The following is a 22,818-nucleotide window of genomic DNA, read 5'->3' on the forward strand; positions in this document are numbered from 1 at the left end:
TGGCAGGATTGTAGTAGCGGGAGGGTTCCGCCGGATCGGCGTGCCCGGCCGGTGCACGGTTGGAGAGTCTGAGTAGAGGGTCCCGTCCGCCGGATGGCTCTCTCGAGCTTCTACTCGCTCCCCCACCACATATTCGGCTTGGGGGTTTGGTGGGACGGGCGGGTGGCCTTGCCACAGCCGGCTACCTGCGGCAGGATGGCCGATCGTTCCTGGCGACGACCGGCCCGCATCACGATGGCAAGCCCGAGCGCCAGCAGAATGCCGGCAAACAGCACCAGAGCGTCACTGTCCATACCCGTTCTAGCGAGGGTCGCAGGCACCGTGTCGCCGTTGTCAAGGCTGGCGAGCGCCGGTGGTAGAACATCGATGAACACCGTGTAGATGGCGCAGGCGCCGAGGTCATCACATGCCTCGATCGTGAGGGTCAGGAGCGCCGTAACTGAGGTCCTGCCCGCGAACGTGCCGTCCGGGTTCATGGTGATGCCGGCCGGGAGTGCGCCGGACAGGATCACGAGACGGTAGCTGTTGCCCTCGGAGTCGAACGATCCGAGCGCCGGCAGCGAGTCGCCCACCGTCACCCTGATGTCGGTGGTGGTGACTACCGGTGCGTCGTTCACCGCAGATACGGTGATCGTCACGGCGGCCGTTGCGCATTGGCCGACCGCGTCGCACACCGTGTAGTTGATCAAGTCGATGCCGGAGAAGCCTGCTTTCGGGGTATAGGTGACGGTTCCGTCTGCGTTGATTGCCACGGACCCGTTGGCCGGTTGCGACAACGAAGTGATCGTCAGCGGCTCGCCTTCCGGATCCGAGTCGTTCGAAACCACCGGAATCGTCACCGCCGTGTCCTCGGCGGTCTCCGCCTCGTCGTCGACCGCCACCGGCGGGTCGTTTACATCGGTGAATCCGAAGTCGATGCCACCAACGGTCGAGCCGGGACCAACCAACATCAGGGCAGCGGCATCGGAACCACCGTCGATGTCGAAGGTCGGAACCAGGCCGGCGGGCAGCGTCGAAGTATCGACGCTCACCCTGCAGAACCCGGGAGGAACGTCGGTCGCCAGGTACGGGCTACCCGTGAAGGCCGACGGCAGCTCAATGTCGTCAGTGGTACCGACGATCCCATCGGCGCCGGCGCAGGTGAACTCGATCGCGATATTCGAGAGGTCGAACTCACCTGAGTCGAACAATCCGTCACCGTCGACGTCCATCCAGACAACCCCGCTGATCCGACCGAGCTGGGCAACGGCCACCGTCACCCCGGCCGTGTCGCAGGAGTCCGAGGTGTCACACACCGTGTAGGTGAACGTGTCGACACCCTCGAAGGCGGGATCGGGTGTGTACGTGATGGTGCCGTCGGCGTTGATTGTGATCACACCGTCGGCCGGCGACGTGGCCGAGGTCACCGAGAGGGTGTCCCCATCGATGTCCGAATCGTTGGCCAGCACCGGAATCGTCACCGGACCCTCGGTGGCGATGGTGTCATCTACAGCCACGGGTCCATCGTTGGCCGGAGTGATGATCACCGATACCGTCGCCGTGGCGCAGGCGTCCGACGGGTCGCACACCGTGTATGTGAATGCGTCGGTGCCGTTGAAATCGGGGGCGGGTGTGTAGGTGATCGTGCCGTCCGCGTTTATCCCGATCGTGCCGTTGGCCGGTGCCGTCACCGATGTCACCGTGAGCGTGTCTCCCTCGGGATCGGAATCGTTGCCGAGCAGGATGATCGTGACCGGGGTGTCCTCATCGGTCGTCACCAGATCGTTCACTACCACCGGAGCGTCGTTGACCGGAGCCACCGTGACGACGGCAGTCGTCGTAGCGCAGGCGCCGGACGGGTCGCAAGCTTCGTAGTCAAATGTGTCGGTGCCCGAGAAGTTGGCCTCCGGAGCGTACGTGACCGTTCCATCACCGTTGACGGTGACGGCTCCGTTGGCGGGCGGCGTCACGATGTTGACGGCCAGCGAGTCGCCGTCTGGGTCGGAGTCGTTGCCGAGCACAGTGATCGTGACGGGTGTGCCCTCATCGGTTGCGGCTGAGTCGGGTGCCACAACCGGGGGGTCGTTCACGGGCAGGACGTCGATCTCGACGGTCGCCGCTGCGCACAGCTGCGGGGTGCCGGCATCACAGACGGTGTATATGAATGAGTCGTTTCCGAAGAAACCGGGGTCGGGCGTGTAGGTGACGGCGCCGGTCACCGGGTCGAGTGTGATCGTCCCGTTGATCGGGTTGGTCCAGGAGTCGACCGTCAGGGTGTCACCCTCGGGATCGGTGTCGTTGGCCAGGACGTTGAATGAGATCGGCGTGTCCTCGTCGGTGACCGGCGTCTCGTTGATCGCCACCGGCGGGTCGTTGACCGGGGTGACGTCGATGGTGACGAGGCCCGTGTCACACAGACCATCGGGATCACACACCGTATAGGTGAACGTGTCGGTTCCGAAGAAGTCGGCGTTCGGGGTGTAAGCGACCNNNNTGTCACACAGACCATCGGGATCACACACCGTATAGGTGAACGTGTCGGTTCCGAAGAAGTCGGCGTTCGGGGTGTAAGCGACCGTCCCATCGGGGTTGACCGCCACCGAGCCGTTGGCAGGCTGCGTCACCGAATCCACCGTCAACAGGTCCCCATCGGGATCACCGTCGTTGTCCAACACCGGAATCGTCACCGGAGTGTCCTCACCGGTCGTGGCCGGGTCATCGGTCGCTTGCGGAGCATCGTTGATCGAGTTGACCGTCACCGTCACCGTCGCCTCGTTCGAGGTCAAACCGTCGAAGTCGTCGACCGTATAGGTGAACGTGTCGGTGCCCCACCAACCGGCCGCCGGCATGTAGAGAACCGTCCCATCGGCATAGACCACGAGCGTGCCGTCGGCCGGACCAGAAGTCACCACCACCGTGGCCGGGTCGACGATGACGTCCTCGAGATCGGAATCGTTTCCGACCAGGTTGACCACCACCGCAACATCCTCATCCGTCGTCGCCAGGTCATCGCCCGCCACCGGAGCGTCGTTGACCGGGGTGACCGTGACGGCCACTGTGGCGGTGGCGCATTCGGCGGGAATCCCGTCGTCGCACGCTGCGTAGGTGAACGTGTCGGTTCCGAAGAAGTCGGCGTTCGGGGTGTAAGCGACCGTCCCATCGGGGTTGACCGCCACCGAGCCGTTGGCCGGCTGCGTCACCGAATCCACCGTCAACGAATCACCATCGGGATCGATGTCGTTGTCCAACACCGGAATCGTCACCGGAGCATCCTCACCGGTCGTGGCCGGATCATCGACCGGGACGGGCGGCGTGTTGTCGGTGACGAGGATGGTGACCGTTGCGGTATCGCAGGCGCCGTCATCATCACAGACCTCGTACTCGAACGTGTCGGTGCCGGCGAATCCTGCCACCGGTGTGTAGGTGATGGTGCCGCCGGCATTGACGACGAGCGAACCGTTGGCCGGCTCGAAGAGGCCGTTCACACCATCGCCCACGGTGACGCTCGCCTCAACGAGCGTCCCGTCGACATCGGAGTCGTTCGCCAGCACGTCGACGGTGATCGAGAACGTGCCACCCTCTTCGACCGAAGCCGCGTCGTCGTTGGCGACCGGAGGATCGTTGACATCGTTGACCGTGACCGTCACGGTGGCCTGATCGCAGGCGAGGTCGGCGTCGCAAACCTCATACACGAAGGCATCTGCGCCGAAGAAGTCGGCCTCCGGGGTGTAGTCGACGCTGCCGTCGACATTGACGCCTACCGAACCGCGGGCAGGTTGGCTGACGATGGTCGTAGTCAGTGCGTCGCCATCGGGGTCGGTGTCGTTGCCCTGCACGGCGATGGTCACCGGTGTGTCCTCATCCGTTGTGGCCGAGTCATCTGAGGCCTCAGGAACATCGTTCACCGAGTTCACTGTGATCGTCACGATGGCAACATTCGAGACGGCACCGTCGTCATCGAGAACCGTATAGGTGAACGAGTCGGTGCCCCAGAAACCGGGGTTCGGCGTGTACTCGACCGACCCGTCTGAGTTGATCGCCGTGATCGTGCCGTTGGCCGGGACGTCGACAACCACCACGCTGGCCGGGTCAACGGCACCGTCGAGATCCGCATCGTTTACATCGAGATCGACCGCGACGGGCACGTCCTCGTCGGTGGTGGTGGCGTCATCGTTGGCGACCGGAGGATCGTTGACGTCGTTGACCGTCACCGTGACGGTCGCCGTGTCGCACAACCCGAGCGGATCGCACACCGTATAGGTGAAGGAGTCGGCGCCCCAGAAGTCGGCGTCCGGGGTATAGGTGATAGTCCCATCGGGGTTGATGGCCGCGCCGCCGTTCGTGGGCGTACCTACCGCGGCGGTTGTCAGCGCATCTCCATCCGGGTCGTCGTCGTTGCCCTGTACAGAGATCACGACTGCCGTGTCCTCGTCGGTCGTCTCCGTGTCGTCGATGGCATCGGGAGCATCGTTGATCGAGTTGACGATCACCGTGACGGTGGCAGTGTCACACAGGCCGGTGTTGTCACAGATCTCGTAGGTGAACGTGTCGGTCCCGAAGAAGTCGCCGTTCGGGGCATAGGTGATCGTGCCATCGGCGTTGACGGTGGCGATACCGTCGGCAGGATCGGTGAGGAGAGCCAGTGTGGACGGATCCAGGTTGCCCTCAGCGTCGGAATCGTTGGCGAGCACCGGGACGGTGACCGCGACGTCTTCGTCGGTGGTTCCGGCGTCGTCGCGGGCCACCGGGGCATCCTCGACCGCGCTCACCGTGACCGTGACGGTGGCAGTGTCACACAGGCCGGTGTTGTCGCAGATCTCGTAGGTGAAGGTGTCGGTTCCGAAGAAGTCGCCGTTCGGGGCATAGGTGATCGTGCCATCCGCGTTGACGGTGGCGATACCGCTGGCGGGTGGCGAGTCGACGGTGACGGCGGTCGGGTCGAGGTCGCCGTCGATATCGAAGTCGTTTGAAACCACCTCGATCATGACCGGCGTGTCCTCGAAGGTCGTTGTCGAGTCGTCGGTTGCCTGGGGCGCGTCGCCGGTCCCGATCACCGTGATGGTGACGGTTGCCGTGTCGACACCGCCGCGGCCGTCGGAGATCTCGTAGGTGAACGTGTCGTCTGCCGGCACCCCCGGCGGCAGGGCGGCATAGGCTCCGGCCGGGTCGTAGTCGAACGAACCGTTGGAGTTCACGGTCACTGTGCCCGCCGTACCGGTGGTGTCGATGGTGGCAACAGTGGGAAGATCGCCGTCGATGTCGGCGTCGTTGGCGAGCACACCGGGGGCCGCGACGTTGAGCACCGTGTCGGCGTTGGTGCTGTAAGCATCGCCTACTGCGTCGGGGGCGTCGTTGATCGGGTCGACGGTCACCGTCACGGTGGCGGTGGCGGTGCCACCGTTTCCGTCGGAGATCTCATAGATGAAGGTGTCGACGCCACTGAAGTCGGCGTCTGGTGTGTAGGTCACCGTGCCGTCGGCGTTGACGACCGCAGACCCGGTGGCCGGGTCGGACACCGAGGCGACGACCAGGCCGTCGCCGTCGACGTCCGAGTCGTTGGCGAGCACGGTGATCGTGACCGGCACATCCTCGTCGGTGGTCGCCGGGTCATCCACCGCCACCGGAGCGTCGTTGGACCCAACGACTGTGATAGTAACGGTCGCCTGCGCGCAGTCGCCGTCGACATCGCACACCTCGTAGATGAAGGTGTCCGTGCCTGCAAAGTCGGGATCGGGCGTGTAGTCGTAGGTTCCGTCGGAGCTCAGGGCGAGGGTCCCGCCCGCCACGTCGGCAATCAAGGTGACCGTGATCCCGCCGTCGCCCAGACCGGTATCGTTGCCCAGAACATTCCCGGATACAGGACCGCCGTCTTCCGGAACGGAGTTCGTGTCGTCGACCGCCAGCGGCAGGTCATCGACCGGGGTGACCGTGATGGTCACCGTGGCCGGCGCCGACACGACTCGATCGTCGTCTGCGACGGTATACGTGAAGGTGTCGGTGCCGAAGAAGTCGGGATCCGGGGTATAGGTGATCTCGCCCGTGATCGGATCTACCGCGACGGTCCCGTTGGTTGGTGGGCCGTCGATGGCGACCGTGGTCGGGTCGACCGTCCCGTCGATGTCGGTGTCGTTAGCGACCACGTCGACCGTCACCGGCGCATCTTCCGGGGTCGTGGCGCTGTCGTCGACGGCGGTCGGCGGGATGTCGGGCACGATGGTGATCGTCACCATGGCAGTGTCACACTCAACCGGCGTGCCGTTGTCGCACACCTCGTACTCGTAGACATCGATCCCGGTGAAGCCGGCATTCGGGTTGTAGGTGACCGTTCCGTCGAGATTGACGGTCACCCAACCGTTGAGAGGTTCGAGAAGGCCGTTGACGCCGTTGCCGACCGTCACCGTGGTCGGATCGATCAGCCCGTCGAGGTCGGTGTCGTTTCCGAGTACACCGGTCGAGACGGCCACGTCCTGGCCGGTGATGTCGAAATCGTCGGCGGCGATCGGCGCATCGTTGACCGGGTCCACCGTGATCGTCACCGTGGCGGTAGCAGTGCCGCCGTTGCCGTCGGAAATCGTGTAGTCGAAGGAATCCGTCCCGTTGAAATCGGCGTCCGGGGCGTAGGTGATCGTCCCGTCCGCGTTGATCGTCACCGACCCGTTCGCCGGGGTCGTCGCCGACACCACGGCGAGCGGGTCGCCGTCGACATCGGAATCATTGCCCAGGACGGCGATGACGACGTCCAGATCCTCATCGGTGGTCACCGAGTCGTCGACTGCGGTCGGGTCGTCGTTGACCGGGGTGATCGTGATGAGAACGGTCGCCACGTTCGAGATCAGGCCGTCGGAATCGGTCACGGTATAGGTGAACGAATCGGTGGTGGTCTCCGAACCGTTGTGAACATAGGAGAACGTGCCATCCGGGTTCAGGGTGAGCACACCGTTGGCCGGTCCGGTCACCAGCGCCACCGACCCGGCCGGCACGCCGTCCTCGACATCGGTGTCGTTGGCCTGCACCGTGGTCGCCGCGCTGTCGAGCACCACCACCGTGCCCCCCTCCGCCACCGTGACCGTATCGTCGACAGCCACCGGCGCGTCGTTGACCGCGCCCACCGTGATCGTCACCGTCGCAGTGTCGCAGGCGCCGTTGATATCGCAGGCCTCGTAGGTGAACGAGTCGCTCCCGTTGGAGTTGGCGTCGGGTGTGTAGGTGAATGATCCGTCGCTGTTGAGGGCCAGGGTCCCGTCGGCGGGTGATGTGGTGACGGTGAGCGTGTCGAGTCCGTCACCGAGGTCGTCGTTGGCCAGGACGCCGGGGCCGGGAATCACCAGGGCGGTGTCCTCGTCGGTCGAGTAGGTGTCGTCAACCAGGTCGGGGGTAGGCACCACCGTGATCGTGACGGTTGCCTGGTCACAGGCACCGATCGTGTCGCAGATCTCGTAGGTGAAGGCGTCGATTCCGTTGAAGTCCGGGTCCGGGGTGTAGGTGAACGTTCCGTCGCCGTTGTTCTGGAGGGCCCCGTTGGCGGGGCCGGACAACACCGCGGCCGTGGTCGGGTCGAGGTTGCCATCGACGTCGGTGTCGTTGGCTGCAGCATCGATCGTGACCGGCGTGTCCTCCGGAGTGGTCGCCGGATCGTCGCCGGCTACCGGTGGGTCGTTGGCTTCGACCACGGTGACCGTGACGGTGGCCGTGGCGGTCCCGCCGTTGCCGTCTGAGACGGTGTAGGTGAAGGTGTCATCGCCGTTGAAATCGGCGGCGGGTGTGTAGGTCAGAGATCCATCGGCATTCACCGTCACGATTCCGTTGGCCGGTTGCGTGTATGAGTCGACGACCAGCGTGTCGCCGTCGATGTCGGAGTCGTTGCCGAGGACGCCGTCGGCAGGCACGCTGAGGGGTGTGTCTTCGGTCGTCGAGTATGCGTCGTCGACCGCCGCCGGGGTGTCGTTCACGCCATCGATGTTGACGGTCACGGTGGCCGTCGACGTGTCTCCGTCGGCATCGGTGATCGTGTACGTGAAGGTATCGGTCACCGTCTCTCCGACTGCCAGTCTCTCAAACCGGCCGTCCGGGTCGTAGGACACGGTGCCGTCCGCCGCCACCGACACCACACCGAGGGTACCGGTGGTGTCGAAGGCGGTGACGGTGGCGGGGGCGTCGCCCTGATCGTCGTTCGTCAGCACCGACACGGCAAAGGTGGCCGGCGTGTCCTCGTCGGTCGTGTAAGTGTCATCGACCGCGTCGGGACCGGCGTCGACCGTGATCGTAACCTGCGCCGCATCGAAGCCAAGGTTGCCGTCGCTGAGGGTGTACCAGAAGGTGTCGGTGCCGGAGAAGTCCGAGTTCGGGGTGTAGTCGAACGTCCCGTTTGTATTGAGTGTGAGTGTGCCGTTCGACACGTCGGAGAGGAGCGCAACCGAGAGAGGATCACCATCAACATCGAAGTCAACTCCGGCGCCGGTGTCGTCGGTGAGGATGTTCCCCGCCACGGGGGTGTCCTCTTCAGTGAGGTAGACGCCATCTGTGGCGACCGGTGCGTCGTTGACGGGATCGACGGCAATGGTGACCGTCGCAGTTGCGGTGCCGCCGTTGCCGTCTGAAATCGTGTAGTCGAAGGTGTCCGTCCCGTTGAAATCGGCGTCGGGGGTGTACGTCAGAGATCCATCCGCGCTCACCGAAACCGACCCATTGGGGGGTTGGGTGTATGAGTCAACCAGCAGAGGATCCCCGTCGACGTCTGAGTCGTTTCCGAGAACTCCCGGCACCGGCAGGGTAAGCGCCGTGTCTTCGTTGGTCGAATACGAGTCATCGACTGCCACCGGGTCGTCGTTGACCGGGTCGACGGTGATCGTGACCGTGGCCGTATCGGCACCGCCGTTGCCATCAGCGATGTCGTAGGTGAACGTATCGACGCCGTTGAAGTTGGCGGCCGGTGTGTAGCCGAATGATCCGTCGGCGTTCCAGGTGACGGTACCGGTGGTGCCCGTCACATCGATCCCGGTCACAGTGAGCGGGTCGCTCTCGCCGTCGGTGTCGTTGTCGAGCAAGCCGGGCGCGGCGATGGCGAGCGGCGTGTCCTCGTCCGTCGTGTACGCATCGTCTACTGCCGCCGGGTCGTCGTTGACCGGGGTGATCGTGATGAGAACGGTCGCCACGTTCGAGATCAGGCCGTCGGAATCGGTCACGGTATAGGTGAACGAATCGGTGGTGGTCTCCGAACCGTTGTGAACATAGGAGAACGTGCCATCCGGGTTCAGGGTGAGCACACCGTTGGCCGGTCCGGTCACCAGCGCCACCGACCCGGCCGGCACGCCGTCCTCGACATCGGTGTCGTTGGCCTGCACCGTGGTCGCCGCGCTGTCGAGCACCACCACCGTGCCCCCCTCCGCCACCGTGACCGTATCGTCGACAGCCACCGGCGCGTCGTTGACCGCGCCCACCGTGATCGTGACCATCGCCGGAGCGCAGGCGCCGCTCGGGTCGCACGCCTCGTAGGTGAACGAGTCGCTGCCGTTGAAGTCGGCATCCGGCAGATACGTGAACGAGCCGTCGGCGTTCTGCGTCAGCGTTCCATCGGAAGGACCCGTCAAGGGATTGACCGTCAGGGTGTCGCCTTCGACGTCGGAGTCATTGGCGAGGATGCCGGCGGCCGGCACCGTCAGCAGCGTGTCTTCGTCGGTTGAGTAGGAATCGTCGACTGCCACCGGAGCGTCGTTGACTGCGCCAACCGTGATCGTCACCGTCGCCTGGTCGCACAATCCACCTGCGTCACAGGATTCGTATGTGTACGAGTCGACACCGTTGAAATCGGGATCCGGTGTGTAGACGAAACCGCCGGTGGAGTTCTGAGCCAGGGTGCCGTCCGAGGGACCGGTCAGGAGAGTGACGGTCAGCGTATCGCCGTCGATATCGGTGTCGTTCCCGAGCAGCCCCGGCGCCGGCACCGTGATGGCCGTGTCCTCGTCGGTCGTGTACGAGTCGTCGACAGCCACCGGCGCGTCGTTGCGCGGATCCACCGCGATCGTCACCGTGGCCGTGGCGCACTCACCGTCCGTGTCGCAGATTCCATAGGTGAACGAGTCGCTCCCATTGAAGTCCGGGGCCGGGGTGTAGGTGAACGTTCCGTCGCCGTTGTTCTGGAGGGTCCCGTTGGCGGGGCCGGACGACAGCGCGGTCGTGGTCGGATCCAGGTTCCCATCCACGTCCGCATCGTTGGCGGCGGCATCGATCGTGACCGGCGTGTCCTCCGGGGTAGTCGCCGCATCAGCGTTCGCCACCGGCGGGGTATTGACCGTGATCGAAACGGCTGCCGTGTTGTTGGCCGGGGTCCCGTCGCCCGGAGACGACGCCGACACGGAGGCGGTGTTGGTGATCGTCGCGCCGGCGGTTCCCGACGCGACGGTGGCCGTTATGGAGAGAGTTCTGGAGCCACCCGCAGCCAGGGCCCCGATCGTCCAGAGGCCGGAGGCAACGCTGTACGAGCCTGAACCGTTGTCCGAGACATAGGTCACACCGGCCGGCAGCAAATCGGCCACTCTGACTCCGCTGGCTGCATCGGGACCGTTGTTGGTAACGGTGATCCCGTACGTGATCGTCGCTCCCACCCGGGGCGTGGAGTCGCTGACGGTCTTGATCGCGGACAGGTCCGCATTGGCGACCGTCGTCGTAGCGGTGGCCGTGTTATTGGCCGGGGTCGGGTCGGTGGTGGTCGATGCCACGGTGGCGGTATTGGTGAGGGTGCCGGCAGTGCCACTCGCCACTGTGCCGTTGATCGTGATCGTGGCGGTCTGGCCCTTTGCCATCGTTCCGAGATTGCAGGTGACCGTCGGAGCGGTGAACGTGCACGATCCAAGAGAGGTCGACGCCGAGGTGTAGGTCACACCCGCCGGAAGCGGATCTGAGACGGTAACGCCGTTGGCGGACGACGCGCCGTTGTTGGTCACGTTCAACGAGTAGGCGATCGCCTCGCCCACCCCGGCGGTCGCAGTTGCGGACTTGGTGATGGCGAGGTCGGCACGAGTGACGGCCGTATAGGCAAGAAAGAGGGTGGACCAATTGTCGTTGTAACGGAAGCTGGATCCTGAGAAGTCGTAGATGAGGGGCCGCAGTGTCCCGGATCCGGCGCCGACCACGTTGACGGTGAAGGTGACTGCGATGTCTCCGCCCGCCTTGCCCCCCCACAGGAGCGGGCCGATGCAGGATCGGTAGGTGGCACTGGTCGGGACGGCGTCCCAACCGCAGGCGTCCGCGTGCATCTTGTCGTTCGTCGCTCCGGATGGGGCGGTATAGGCCGCGGCCACGGAGACGATTTGGAAGATAGCCGGGTCGAACGGGACGAGGTTGACGAGTTGCTCATAGCCGTTCGTGGCGGTGGTCCCGGTGAGCACGAAGGTCGCCTGGGTGCCGACCACGAGATCGCCGGCAGAGGTCTTGGTGAGCGAGACGGCCTTGTTGTGGAACTGCGAGATGAGCTTCTCAACGTAGAGCTGTCGTGGCCGGGGAGTGGAAGCGGTAGCTGCGTTGCTCGACGTGACTTCGATGTAGTAACGGCCGGTGGTGTCGAACGCCGCGGCAACCTTGCTGACCGTCACCTTGAAGTAAACCCGGCGACAGGCGCCCGGGGCGAGGTTGCCGATCGTCTGCGACGCCGGACTTGCCAAGGTGATGTAGGTGGGACTCGTACCATCCCAGCGGAAGGTGGCAACGGCATTCGCAGTGGCCTCTGACCCAGCGTTGCACACCCTGGCACCGACGAGGTACTCCGAAGGTCCGGTGGCCGGGCTGTTCGAATCGAGACCGATCATGTCCCAGGTGATTGGCGTGACGGTCAGCGTGGTGGCCGCCGCCGCAGCGGCGAGAAACGGAGCGGCGAACTGCGACACTACGACGAGGAACGCGATCAATGCCGTCAGCGTCGAACGTCCGCTGATGCGCGTGAAAGCCGACTGCCTTCCGGCGCCCGCCTTCCGGGAACTGAGATCGGCGATGTTCACGTACCTGCTCCGTTGCGGCTGTGGAGCGCCTTCATGCTCGAGGGGCTGGCCGGGCCGACTGCCCCGCCCGACCGACGGATATCGAACACGCTCGACGCGAAAAATGGAATTAGCTCAACGTTGGTTTCCTGCACTGCCATGGGTATTCATCGAACCGCCGGACGCGCCTCTGGAGTGCCATCCCACACGTGCTCACAATGACTAGTCCCTAGCGCCCAGGGCTACTCGCGACGTAGAATCGAAACCATGCGATCGATCTGGAAGGGGGCCATCAGCTTCGGCCTAGTCACCATTCCGGTTGGCCTCTACTCGGCCACCGAAAATCGGACACCGAAGTTCAAGATGCTCCGGCAAACCGACGGCAGTCCGATCAAGTACAAACGCGTCGCCGAAGCGGACGGCCAGGAGGTGGTCTGGGACGACATCGTGCGTGGCTTTGAGATCGAAAAAGGTCGCTACGTTGTGTTCACCGACGAAGAGCTCCAGTCGGCTACGGCCAAAGGGGCCGCCAAGGCGGTCGACGTCGTGCAATTCGTGGACCAGTCGGAGATCGACCCGATGTATTACAAGTCCTCGTACTACCTCGCTCCGGAACAAACAGGCGTCAAGGCCTATCACATCCTCCTGGAGGCACTGGCCGCTTCGGGGAAGATCGGTCTCGCCAGAGTGGCACTGCGCGACAAACAGTACATGGCCACGGTCCGCCCCAACAACGGTGTGCTGGTTCTCGAGACGATGTATTGGCCGGACGAGATCAGGGAGGCCCGGTTCGAGGAACTCGACACCGCGGTGGAGGTCAGGGAAGAAGAGGCCAAGATGGCCAACATGATCATCGAGAACCTCTCCCGGGATTTCGACCCCGCCGAGTGGACCGACCACACCCGTGAATCCATCGAGGAACTCGCCCAGAAGAAGATCGAAGGCGAAGAGATAATCGCACCGGAGTCGCCGGAGCCGACCAAGGTGATCGATCTCCTCGAAGCCCTCAAGGCAAGCGTCGAGGCCACCAAAGCCAAACGAGCAGCCAGCTAGAAGGGCAATAGGCGAATAGGCCATACGCATGGCCGAGAACGGTGTATCTGTGATGTATATGTAATGTATACGTATTGGTGCTACACTGCCCTGATGCTTTCGAACGGGCTGGTGGTCGCCAATGGCAAGGGCGGCGTCGGCAAGACCACCATCGTCGCCAATGTCGCCGGGATGGCCTCCGCCGCCGGGTGGCGGGTCCTGGCAGTCGATCTCGATCCCCAGGGCAACCTTGGATCCGACCTCGGGTTCAAGCAGCGCGGCCTCGACGATGGGGGTGCCGGCCTGCGCGATGCCGTTGCCTTCGGTGCACCTCTGACTCCTCTTCGTGACGTTCGACCTGGTCTCGATGCCATCCCGGCCGGCCCGGCGACGCCGGAGCTCATCACCGCTCTCTCCCTCGATCCTTCCGGCGGGCGCCACGCGCTGCGCTACGCACTCGAACCGCTCGCCGGGAACTACGACCTGATCGTGATGGACTGCCCTCCGGCCGGCGGAATCATGGTTGACGCCGCGCTCACCGCCGGGCACTGGTTGGTCATTCCCGTCAAATACGACGACGGGTCACTCGACGGTCTCGAACTCATGGCCCGGCAGTTCGGCGGAGTCCGAACGGTCGACAACCCCGGCCTCGAATTGCTCGGTGTCGCCCTCTTCGATTTCAGCCTGGCCGGCAAGCTCATCCGGCGAGAGGTCCGCAAGTCCCTCGAGTCCGAACTCGGAGATCCCCGGCTGATCTTCGAAGCCGTTATTCGTCGATCCGAACGCGGCGCCTTCGATATGAGACGGCGCGGGATCCTTAGCCACGAGTACCAGAAGCAGGCCGATCACCAGCAACGGACCGTGACCGTGGGTGAGCGCATCAAAGCGGCGCGAGCCGGCCGGCCGGTTGAACAGTTCTCGTCTGCGGCGGATGGTCTGGCAGAGGATTACGAAAACCTGACTCGTGAGATCCTGACCCGGATCGGATTGAAGGAACCGCCCCGGCCATTTGCGGTGGTCGACGGCGACCCATGGGCCGGGTCATGAGCCGCAGACGCGACCTGAGCGGCTTCGGGGCGAAGTCACAGCCAGCACCGCAACCTGCGCAGGCGCCCGAGGCTCATCCCCCGGCCGCCGGCGAGACGCCCTCCCCCCGGTCGCCCCGCGCTCCGAAGAAGCGAACTCGCCTGCCGGCTCCGTCCACCCGAAAGAGCCAGACCCGTCGTATCACGCTCTCGCTGCCCACGACGCTGGCGAGCGAGCTCAAGGCGGTGACTCGGCGGGATGCGACCTACTACATCGACATCATCCTCAATGCTCTGGTGGATCACGCCGGGCCACTTCGAGACCAGCGGACGGCCGCGCGCCGCCTGGGTACGCTGAAGGTTGTCGCTCCACGTCGGCGTCGACCACCGGGCCGAACCCAGGTGCCGCTCAACATCGGGGAAGAGGCGCTGGCTCAAATCGACCAAGCCGCCCGGGAACTCGGGATGAACCGGTCGGCGTATGTTGCGGAGTTACTCGAGCGCGCCCTCTGAGGCTGGGCCTTCTGCCAGCCAGGTAACCGCATTCGGATCGACCAGGTCGATCCCTTCGAAGACCGGGGCGCGGAGCCGGCCGGCAACTGTCCAGTTCTTGAATGTGATACGCGCCACCAATCCCGGATGGACCCACCGCGCCTGGCCCGGGTCGCCTGCCCCGTCGAATGGCGATCGGGTGGCCTGCAGGTCGTCCAGCGCGCTGCGGATGGCTTCGAGCGCTCGATCATCGAACCCGGTGCCGACCCGACCGATGTAGCGAAGTGCCTCCCCATCGAAGAGCCCGAGCAGCAGGCTCCCGAAGCTGCTCGCCCGTCCGCCCTCTCCCGGCACGAAGCCGCCGACGACGGCCCGGAGGCGATTGATCACGGCGACCTTCCGCCAGTCGGGCGACCGGACCCCCGGTCGATAGCGGGAACCCAGCCGTTTGGCGACGATGCCTTCCATCGCCGAGGCCCGGACGGCTTCGAACAACTCGACGCCGTCGCCGGCGGTCTGGGCGGAGACAACCACCAGACCCGGTTCGATCTGCGACAGCCGTCCGGTCCGATCCTCGAGCGGGTGCGTCAACAAGGGTTCGCCGTCGTAGAGCACGTCGAAAGCCAGCACGGAGATCGGGACCGATCGAGCCATAGCGCCCGCCTGCCGGCCCGTCGCTCCAATGCGCGATTGGAGCAGTTCGAACGACGGCACCCCGGTCGAGTCGAAGGCGACGATCTCGCCGTCGATCAGTCCGGGACGCGGCCACCGGAAGGCAGACAGTTCCGGGAAGGCCGGCAGCAGGTCGTTGCCGGTACGGCTCCCCGCCCGGACCGCCGTTCCGTCCCAACCCAGCACCGTCCGTACACCATCCCATTTGGCCTCAAACACCCACCCGGGGTCGGAAAACGGTTCCCGCCACGGCATGGCCAGCATGGGAGAGTACGTCGGAAGCGTCACTCGAGTTCGGCACGCACCAGGCGGTTGACGAGTGCGCCGTCGACCTCACCTTTGTGTGACTTCATGAGGAATCCGACCACCTTGCCGGCTTCCTTGGGCTCGGTAGCGGACAGCTCGGTGATGGCGCCCTTGACCAACTCGAGTGTGGCCGCCTCATCGAGCATCTTCGGGAGCCAGCGACCCAGATACTCGACCTCGAATCCGAGGCGTCCGGCCATCTGCTCGCCGCGTTCGCCGAGGGCCGCGTATTCGAGCCGCGACTTGTCCATCTTCTTGACGAATGAGGCGATGACGGCTTGATAGAAGGAATCGTCGGTTTCGCCGGCGAAGCCCGGCTCGCTCTTGGCACGGGCAGCCTCAGTCTGGACGGCGCGAATCACGTTCTTGCGTGGACCGTCACCAGCCCGAAGGGCGTCCTTCAGTTCTTCTGCGAGTTCCTGTTGAATGCTCATTATTGCTCCCGCTGGATTCGTTCAGGGTCATCGCTGATGATGCCACCAACGCCGTCTCCGACCAGGCGGGCGGCGACGGCGGCATCGTTCACCGTCCAGGTCACGACCTCGAGGCCGGCTTCGTGCGCCTGATCTATTGGCCGGCTCCCCGAGTTGATGAGGAGACTGAAGTGAGGGGCGACCACCTCGTGTCCGGTGGCGACGGCTGCCTCAATAGCGTCTGTCAACGAGCCACCCTCGTCGACCAGAAGACCGGTGCGGACGTGGGGCAGGGCCAGCTTCACGATATCCATGGTCGGCCAGAAGAAACAGGTGACGACGTCAAAAGGTCTGGCACAAGCCGCCACCTCGACCGCGACCTCGCCGCCGGGATCAAAGCCGGGTTGCAGCGGTGAGTTCTTGATCTCGATGTCGAGTGGGGTGTTGGGAAGGGCGTTCAGAACGAACTCGAGTAACGCCGGGTGGTAGCCCCCGCCGAGATCGATATTTCGGAGCTCCTCCCAGGTGTGATCATGGATCGTGGTGTCTTGTAACGCAGGATCGTGGGAGAGCACCATCTGCCCGTCGGCCGACCTCCGGACATCCAGTTCAATGAAATCGGCCACTTTCGCCGCGGCAGTGATGCCTTCGAGCGTATTATCGGGATAGACCAGTGGAAGCCCACGATGGCCGCCAACCTGGGTATTATTGGATTCTTGCAGTTTCATGTGTTTTCCGAAATTACCCCTTGTGGACCCGGCGCGCGGCCGTTACAGTTTCCACGCTACTTGTGAAAAACGTCACAAACATCCAGGAGACCTCAGTGCTCACCCAAACAATCGCAACCGAATGGCGAACTCTCGCCTCGTGTCGCGATTCTGATCCGACATTGTTCTTCCCTATCGGGACCACGGGCCTTGCCCTCGATCAGATCGCTTCCGCCAAAACTATCTGTGCCGCCTGTTCGGTGCAGGAAGACTGCCTCCAGTACGCCCTCCAGTCCAATCAGGAGTCCGGCGTGTGGGGCGGCTACGCCGAAGACGAGCGTCGTCGCCTGCGGAAGCGCTGGTTGGCGGAGCGCCGCCGCCGCGCAAGCTAACGACACCGAATCTCGACAGAGAGGCCGGCGCAACCCGCCGGCCTCTCCAATTCTCCTGTTTTCTCGGCAATACTGTGGCGCGTCACAAGTCATTGCATTGCGGAGAAAATCCGAAGATGGGCTCAGTCGCCGCCGAAGCCGACATTCGGCCGGTCCTTCGTCCCCTCCATCTCGACGTAGGCGATCTTGCGCACCGGGATCCCGACCGACCGCCCCTTCGTATCCACTACCCAGAGAACGCGCGATGAACCCTCCACGAAAGCGGCCTCGACCTCTTTCTTGAACGGTCCCGCATCCTCGACGTCGAGCTCGATCTCCCTGCTTTCACTGATGCCGATGCGAACGCGCACGTAGTCTCCTTGTTTGCCGGAATCACCATCGTACCGTCCGGCACTCAGGAAGTAGCCACCTGCACGACCTCGATATCTCCCCCCTGCACCAGATAACCGCGCCCCGGGAGGTGGAAAGATGGACCCCGACGTGGGAAACGCGTCTGCCACAACTCTCCGTCCAGATCGGGGTCGGGTCGCAACGACACCCCCAGCCGGCAGCGGCGGATGTCCCTGGTCCAATGTTGATAGAGGCCCCGTAGCGCGTCTGCTCTTCCGGCCGCGATCACGTAGAACTCGTCTCGAGGCCGGGTGAGGAGGGCGTTCAGCTCCGGATGCTCGATCCGTTCGGCATCGTCGATGACAACCAGGGTTGGTTCCGACCGGTCGCGCACGGCTTCCAGGAGCTCATCGACGGACCCGCAGCAGGTTCCGGCCACCTCACAGAGCATCGATCCCGGCCCGGCCAAGGCGACAACCTCCAGGTCGGGATCAGCGGTTGCCGCCAGACGAGCCATCGAGGCAAGTGCCGTCGTTCTTCCACTTCTGGCCGGACCGGCGACCAGCACGTGATCGCCGGCATGCATTCGAAACCCGATCGGGGCCAGGTCGCGATCGCCGAGTCCCACCGGCAGGAATCTGCCCTCGCCGGCTGCGCCCGGGTGGTGCGACAGGGCTTCGAGGGGAACCCGGTGGGGCAAGATACCGATTCGTTCCGGAGGAGTACCGTTCGGCTGCATGTCCAGAAGCCGGCGGGTTTCCGCCGGCGATGGCCGTCCGACCTGGACCATCCGGCCGGCCGCATCGAAACCGCGCCCTCGCACCAGGTCCGGAACGTCGCGCGGTGTCACACCGGCAGCCGCGTACTCGACTGGATCGGCGAGGCGGAAACACAATCGCGGCCCGATCGAGGAGGCAACGGCAGACGGAACCGCCCCGGGACGCAACGCCGATACGAAGGGGAAGATCCCGAAGGCGGGGCCCTCCACCATCACTCTGATCAAGGCTTCACGTATGTCGAGGTCGCCGGGACCATCGAAGGCGCTCAGCACGATCCCCAGCCGTTCCACAATCACGAGGACCATGCTTTGGCGCGCCCCTCCCCGACGTCGATCCTCGAGCAGGCTATCCAGTCGCCTGACAACCCGGACCACCCGCTCGCGATCGGCAATGCGGGCGATCCCCCCAACGTGAGGCCATTCCTCGAGGTCGGCGAGCGACCCTCCCCCACCATCCAGGCCGTAGATGTGCAGCCCGCCCGGGTCGGTGGCGAGCGCGAGCGCGAAGGCGCAGGACACGATGGCATCCGACGCACCCGAGCCCTCGACTCCAAAGGAGAGCAAACCACCGTCGCCGGGGTTCCAGACGAGGTCACCGACTCGTTGCCGATCGGGTTCATCGACCAGGCCGAACACTCCGGTGCCCCGATCCGACCCTCCCAGCTCGAGCGCGTCGGGGAGCGGCGGAGCCCACGGTGCTCGTGGCGGTTGCCATCCAAGCACGCGGACCGCTGCCGACGCCAACGCCGAAAACCGTTCGAGTTCGCTCGGTGATGAGGCGAGCTCCTGCTCCTGCGCAACCGCCACCGGTTCCCAGCCGAACCGGACCGGAACGGCGATGGGAAGATCGCCGGCGCCCGGACGATCACCTCCGCTGATCCTGGCCGTCTGGAAGGGCACCAACTCGCCCGGGCCGAGACGCAGCACTCCGCGACCAGGGAACCGGCGGGGAAGTCGGGCAGCCACCGGATCGTCGATCACGTCACGCGAGTCTGCGACCGTCTGCACCCGCAGCGCCACGCGCAGGTTGGTGTTGGCGCGGATTGCATCACCAACGACGCCGGCGGGACGCTGCGTCGCCAGGATCAGATGCACACCGAGCGAGCGTCCTCGACGGGCGATGTCGACGAGCGATGGAACGAACTCCGGGATGTCCCCGGCCAGGGCGGCGAACTCATCGACGATGACGACGAGACGCGGCAAAGGCGCGGCTTCGCCCAGGCGATGATACGAATCGACGTCCTCTGCCCCGGCAGCGCGCAGGACTTCCTCGCGATGTCGCAGTTCGGCCTCGAGACTCTGGAGGGCCCGTTTCCCGAGCCGGCGGTCGAGATCGGTAACCAGTCCGAGGACGTGCGGGAGGGCCGCGCAGGCGTCGAAGGCGCTGCCGCCCTTGTAATCGATGAGGGCGAAGGTCACGCGATCAGGTCCGTAGTTCATGGCCAGCGATGTGATCAGAGAACGGAGCAACTCGCTCTTCCCGGAACCCGTTGTCCCGGCGATCAGCCCGTGCGGCCCGTCCGCAACGAGGTCGAGAGCCATCAGGCCGTTCTCGGTCAGACCAAGAGCGGCAAGAAGGCCTTCCGGCGGATCGGTCCACCGGGCGATCACTTCCGGAGTGTCCACCGGAAGACCGACGAGTGCTTGCATCGTGACCCCGGCCGGGAGGCGTCCACCCTCGGATGCTTCTTCCGGGTCGTCCAGCGCGTACAGTTGTCGGGCGACCAGTCCGGCCACGTCCGGCTGCACGCCGTCGATAGCAAACTCGACCTTCGTTCCGCCGCCGGCAGGATGTGTGAGCACGCCGAAGGCTCCGGAGATCGTCACCACTGTTTCGCACGACCCGGGAAGCTCCACCGGCGCAGCCTCAACTACCACTGCCGAGACCGTCCCATCATCAACGAGCGCCGCCAGCCGGGCGCGGAGCTGTGGATCCATTCCTCCGCCATCGAACACCACAACCAGGTCAGCCTCGCTTGCCTGGGTGAGGCTTGCCATGACTGATTCGATGTCGTCCGGGTCCGCACCGAGGCGGTAGCGCCCCGAGGAGCCATCCAGCCTGGTGTGCGGTAGCCACGAGCACCATTCCCAATCGGTCGTGGTGCCCGTGATGATCGCCAGGCGAACGTCGGCCGGACCGTGGTGCGTCACCAGTCGCAGAAGAAGAGCCCGCACCATCGCCAGGGCTCCCGGTCGGTCGCCGGCGACTCCAATCATGGTCCCGGCCTCCAGTCCGACCTCCACCGGTCCGTTCGGGAGTAGCGATCGCCGTTCGATCACTGCTTCCACCGTCGGGTCGCCGCCGGATGGAGACCGAACGGGGGGCTCCCACCAGGTCCGTCCCATGCCGATCGACAGCCGCAAATAGTCGGGATGGTGGCGGCGGCGTTCCCAGAGAACAGGTTCCATTTCTATCGCGCCTCGCACAAGGTCGGGGACGCACGGATGGCGGTCAAACCGCCGCTCGATCTCGTTTCGGGCGGCCCGTTCGAGCGCATCATCGAATACGGCGAGATCGGCGGCCCATGCCGCCGCGTTCCGGCGGCGGCCCTTTCGGAGGCGCAGGCGGTCCTCAACCAGCGCAATCGTCATCATCAACGGACCAACCAGCGCAATCACCGCCATGATCGGCCGGAAGACCAACGCCATGATCGCTCCCATCAGGGCCGGGCCGGCCAGCATGGCCCATCCCATTCGAGCCCGGGCGGCCGGTTCTGCAGGGGCAGCCGGGACATCGATAGCTTGCTCCGGCGACTTGGCGAGTTGCCGAGGTGGGCGGTTGAAGGAGCGGCGTCCGCGTACAGGCTCAACCCGTCGCTCTATTGACCCCGGCGCCTTGATCAGCCACCTCGTCCCGCCGGCGCGGAACGTCTGCCCCACTCCAACCTGGTACACATCATCTGACCCATCCACACGGTGAACGGTGACCATGCCCCGGTCATCTACGAACACCTGCGGCCCGCCTCGTCGGGTGAGGTCGTATCCACCAGGGGCGAGACGCCAGCGGCCCCCGGCATCGATTCCCGATTGCCCGACGAGTTCGACCACGCCGGTCTTCCCGATCACTGCCTCTTGCCCATCGGCCTCCCCGCCACGATCCAGCCGGGACCCGTCCCACATCGCGCCGATCGCAAGCGCCGGATCGATGCGCAAACCCTCGACGAGGAGGTCACCCTCTCCGTTCACCAGGGCGGCGACCGTCCCTAGTGGAGCATCCGGTGCAACGTCGACGTCGAAAGCACGTCCATCGACCTCAAAGCGCACCGGCTACTCCTTCAAGGCCGGCGCCTGCGGCCGCCGCGGCCCGGATCCCGGCAGCCTCCCATTCGAGCCGGCTCGCCCCGGCGCGCAACCCCCGGGCGACACCGCGCAGGACCAACCGGTGGCTCAGCAGGTCCCTCTCCAGCTGATCTGCGGCCGGCCCGATCCACACCTCGGGCAGCTGCAACAGGGACGGTTCCAGATACGAAGCGATCGCGTCTTCGAGACGATTCGACTCCACCCGCAAGCGTGCGGCGGCCAACTCGAGCGAGTCCGCCCCGGCCATCAGGCCCCGTAGAGGTTGGTTGCCTGATCGATGGCGTCCCGCCGGGCGGCGACGACATGCGACGCTTCGAGCAGTGCCTCCTGGAGGTTGACCAGCATCGGCTGGAACTCCTCGTGCCATCGCCGCCGGAACTCGTCGGCGACGAGACCCGTCCACTGCGTCTGCGCCAGATTTGCGTCGATCGATCGGTTCAGCCGCTCGACCTGGTCGGCCTCTCTGGAAAAGGTGGTGGTGAGTGTCACCAACTGCTCGAGGTTGCCCCCAACAAACGTTGCCATATCGCATCCCTTTCTCGATCAGCACCTTGGTGGCGCTTCTCGTCACCGTATAGTGATAGATAAGATATGTCAAGAGTTGACGAGCGGCTTTAGGTAGAGATATCATCATCTCATGATGCATAGAAAACTCGCGGCGCTCCTGGCCTTCGAAGGGTTCGCAATCAGCGCACTCCACAGACTCGGTTCCAGGCCGGGATTCGGTATCCGGTGGACGGACCTGCCGGCCCCGACCACCCGCCTCGACGACGCCGTCGCCTCAGGCCTTCGCTACCTCACCCTGACGCTGGCGTACTGGCTGCTCGCGTCGACGGTGCTGTATGTATGTGCACGTCTGGTGGACCTTCAGGCCGCCCTTCGGGCGGTGCAGTGGGCAACGCTCCCGGTTGTTCGCCGTCTCGTCGACCGGACCCTGGCGGTCGGCCTGACCGTCGGCACGCTCGTCACTCCGGCCCAGGCGATGGTCCAGACCGTTCCGCCGCCCGTCGAACAGATTTACATTCCGACCCCGGCCGGCGTGCCGGAGGAACCGGTCGTCGATGCACAGACAGTGGTCCCGCCGTGGGCCTCCCTCCCGGCAGCGCCACCGCCGGCCGGGAATCCATCCACTGATCTCCTCGACCATGAACCGGTTGACTCCCTCCCCGCCAACCTGTTGTTCGACGGATCCGAAACCCACGCGGTGGAGGTCGGGGAGAGCCTGTGGTCCATCGCCGAACATCGACTGCGCCTCACCACCGGTACCCCGCCCTCGGATGCCGCCACTGCGACGTACTGGGTCGAGCTGATTGCTGCCAACCGTGACAGGCTCATCTCAGGCGACCCGGACCTCATCTACCCCGGAGAGGTGCTGGTGATTCCCCCGGTGGCGCCGTGATCGGCGTACGGTCTCCTGAACCGG

Annotated in this window: 13 protein-coding genes; 5 read left to right on the forward strand and 8 right to left on the reverse strand. The window is 64.9% G+C overall.

Features of this window, described 5'->3' with window-relative positions; translation table 11 throughout:
- Window positions 1-110 precede the first annotated feature (110 nt).
- Window positions 111-11,969 (reverse strand): Ig-like domain-containing protein, encoded by an 11,859-nt coding sequence (locus P1T08_11510; GenBank protein MDF1596697.1) that lies wholly within the window; start codon window positions 11,967-11,969, stop codon window positions 111-113.
- 246 nt (window positions 11,970-12,215) lie between these two features.
- Between P1T08_11510 and P1T08_11515 the strand changes: the two genes are divergently transcribed.
- The 3 genes from P1T08_11515 (at window position 12,216) to P1T08_11525 (ending at window position 14,518) form a co-directional block, all read left to right on the forward strand.
- Complete coding sequence (locus P1T08_11515) at window positions 12,216-13,001, forward strand: Ku protein (protein MDF1596698.1); 786 nt, start codon at window positions 12,216-12,218, stop codon at window positions 12,999-13,001.
- Between the two features lie 93 nt (window positions 13,002-13,094).
- A complete protein-coding gene (locus tag P1T08_11520) occupies window positions 13,095-14,027 on the forward strand; it encodes a ParA family protein (protein MDF1596699.1) in 933 nt (310 codons plus the stop codon).
- Window positions 14,024-14,518: a hypothetical protein gene (locus tag P1T08_11525; GenBank protein ID MDF1596700.1), complete on the forward strand. Its 495-nt coding sequence runs from the start codon at window positions 14,024-14,026 to the stop codon at window positions 14,516-14,518. Before P1T08_11520 ends, P1T08_11525 begins: the two co-directional genes overlap by 4 nt.
- Here the strand turns inward: P1T08_11525 and P1T08_11530 are convergent.
- The 3 genes from P1T08_11530 to P1T08_11540 are packed head-to-tail and all read right to left on the reverse strand — an operon-like array spanning window position 14,498 to window position 16,616.
- Window positions 14,498-15,424 carry a hypothetical protein gene (locus P1T08_11530; GenBank protein MDF1596701.1) on the reverse strand — a complete coding sequence of 309 codons (927 nt, stop codon included), beginning with the start codon at window positions 15,422-15,424 and terminating at the stop codon, window positions 14,498-14,500. The two genes, P1T08_11525 and P1T08_11530, sit on opposite strands and share 21 nt — an antisense overlap.
- Before the next feature lie 29 nt (window positions 15,425-15,453).
- Window positions 15,454-15,909: a GatB/YqeY domain-containing protein gene (locus tag P1T08_11535; GenBank protein ID MDF1596702.1), complete on the reverse strand. Its 456-nt coding sequence runs from the start codon at window positions 15,907-15,909 to the stop codon at window positions 15,454-15,456.
- Window positions 15,909-16,616 carry a glycerophosphodiester phosphodiesterase gene (locus P1T08_11540; GenBank protein MDF1596703.1) on the reverse strand — a complete coding sequence of 236 codons (708 nt, stop codon included), beginning with the start codon at window positions 16,614-16,616 and terminating at the stop codon, window positions 15,909-15,911. The genes P1T08_11535 and P1T08_11540 overlap by 1 nt, the downstream gene beginning before the upstream one ends.
- Before the next feature lie 95 nt (window positions 16,617-16,711).
- On the opposite strand from P1T08_11540, the gene P1T08_11545 reads away from it, so the two are divergent.
- Window positions 16,712-16,987 (forward strand): WhiB family transcriptional regulator, encoded by a 276-nt coding sequence (locus tag P1T08_11545; GenBank protein MDF1596704.1) that lies wholly within the window; start codon window positions 16,712-16,714, stop codon window positions 16,985-16,987.
- Between the two features lie 122 nt (window positions 16,988-17,109).
- Here the strand turns inward: P1T08_11545 and P1T08_11550 are convergent, their stop codons facing one another.
- From P1T08_11550 to P1T08_11565, 4 genes are read right to left on the reverse strand one after another with little or no spacing between them, the layout of a single operon-like run.
- Window positions 17,110-17,337: a DUF3107 family protein gene (locus tag P1T08_11550; GenBank protein MDF1596705.1), complete on the reverse strand. Its 228-nt coding sequence runs from the start codon at window positions 17,335-17,337 to the stop codon at window positions 17,110-17,112.
- A 44-nt stretch (window positions 17,338-17,381) separates the two neighbouring features.
- Window positions 17,382-21,359 carry an FtsK/SpoIIIE domain-containing protein gene (locus tag P1T08_11555; GenBank protein ID MDF1596706.1) on the reverse strand — a complete coding sequence of 1,326 codons (3,978 nt, stop codon included), beginning with the start codon at window positions 21,357-21,359 and terminating at the stop codon, window positions 17,382-17,384.
- A complete protein-coding gene (locus P1T08_11560; GenBank protein MDF1596707.1) occupies window positions 21,349-21,642 on the reverse strand; it encodes a hypothetical protein in 294 nt (97 codons plus the stop codon). Before P1T08_11560 ends, P1T08_11555 begins: the two co-directional genes overlap by 11 nt.
- A complete protein-coding gene (locus P1T08_11565) occupies window positions 21,642-21,920 on the reverse strand; it encodes a hypothetical protein (GenBank protein MDF1596708.1) in 279 nt (92 codons plus the stop codon). The genes P1T08_11560 and P1T08_11565 overlap by 1 nt, the downstream gene beginning before the upstream one ends.
- A 112-nt stretch (window positions 21,921-22,032) precedes the next feature.
- Here P1T08_11565 and P1T08_11570 point away from each other — a divergent pair, with 112 nt between their 5' ends.
- Window positions 22,033-22,794: a LysM peptidoglycan-binding domain-containing protein gene (locus P1T08_11570; protein ID MDF1596709.1), complete on the forward strand. Its 762-nt coding sequence runs from the start codon at window positions 22,033-22,035 to the stop codon at window positions 22,792-22,794.
- Window positions 22,795-22,818 lie beyond the last annotated feature (24 nt).

This window comes from Acidimicrobiia bacterium (assembly GCA_029210695.1).
GTDB lineage: Bacteria > Actinomycetota > Acidimicrobiia > Spongiisociales > JAHEDJ01 > JAHEDJ01.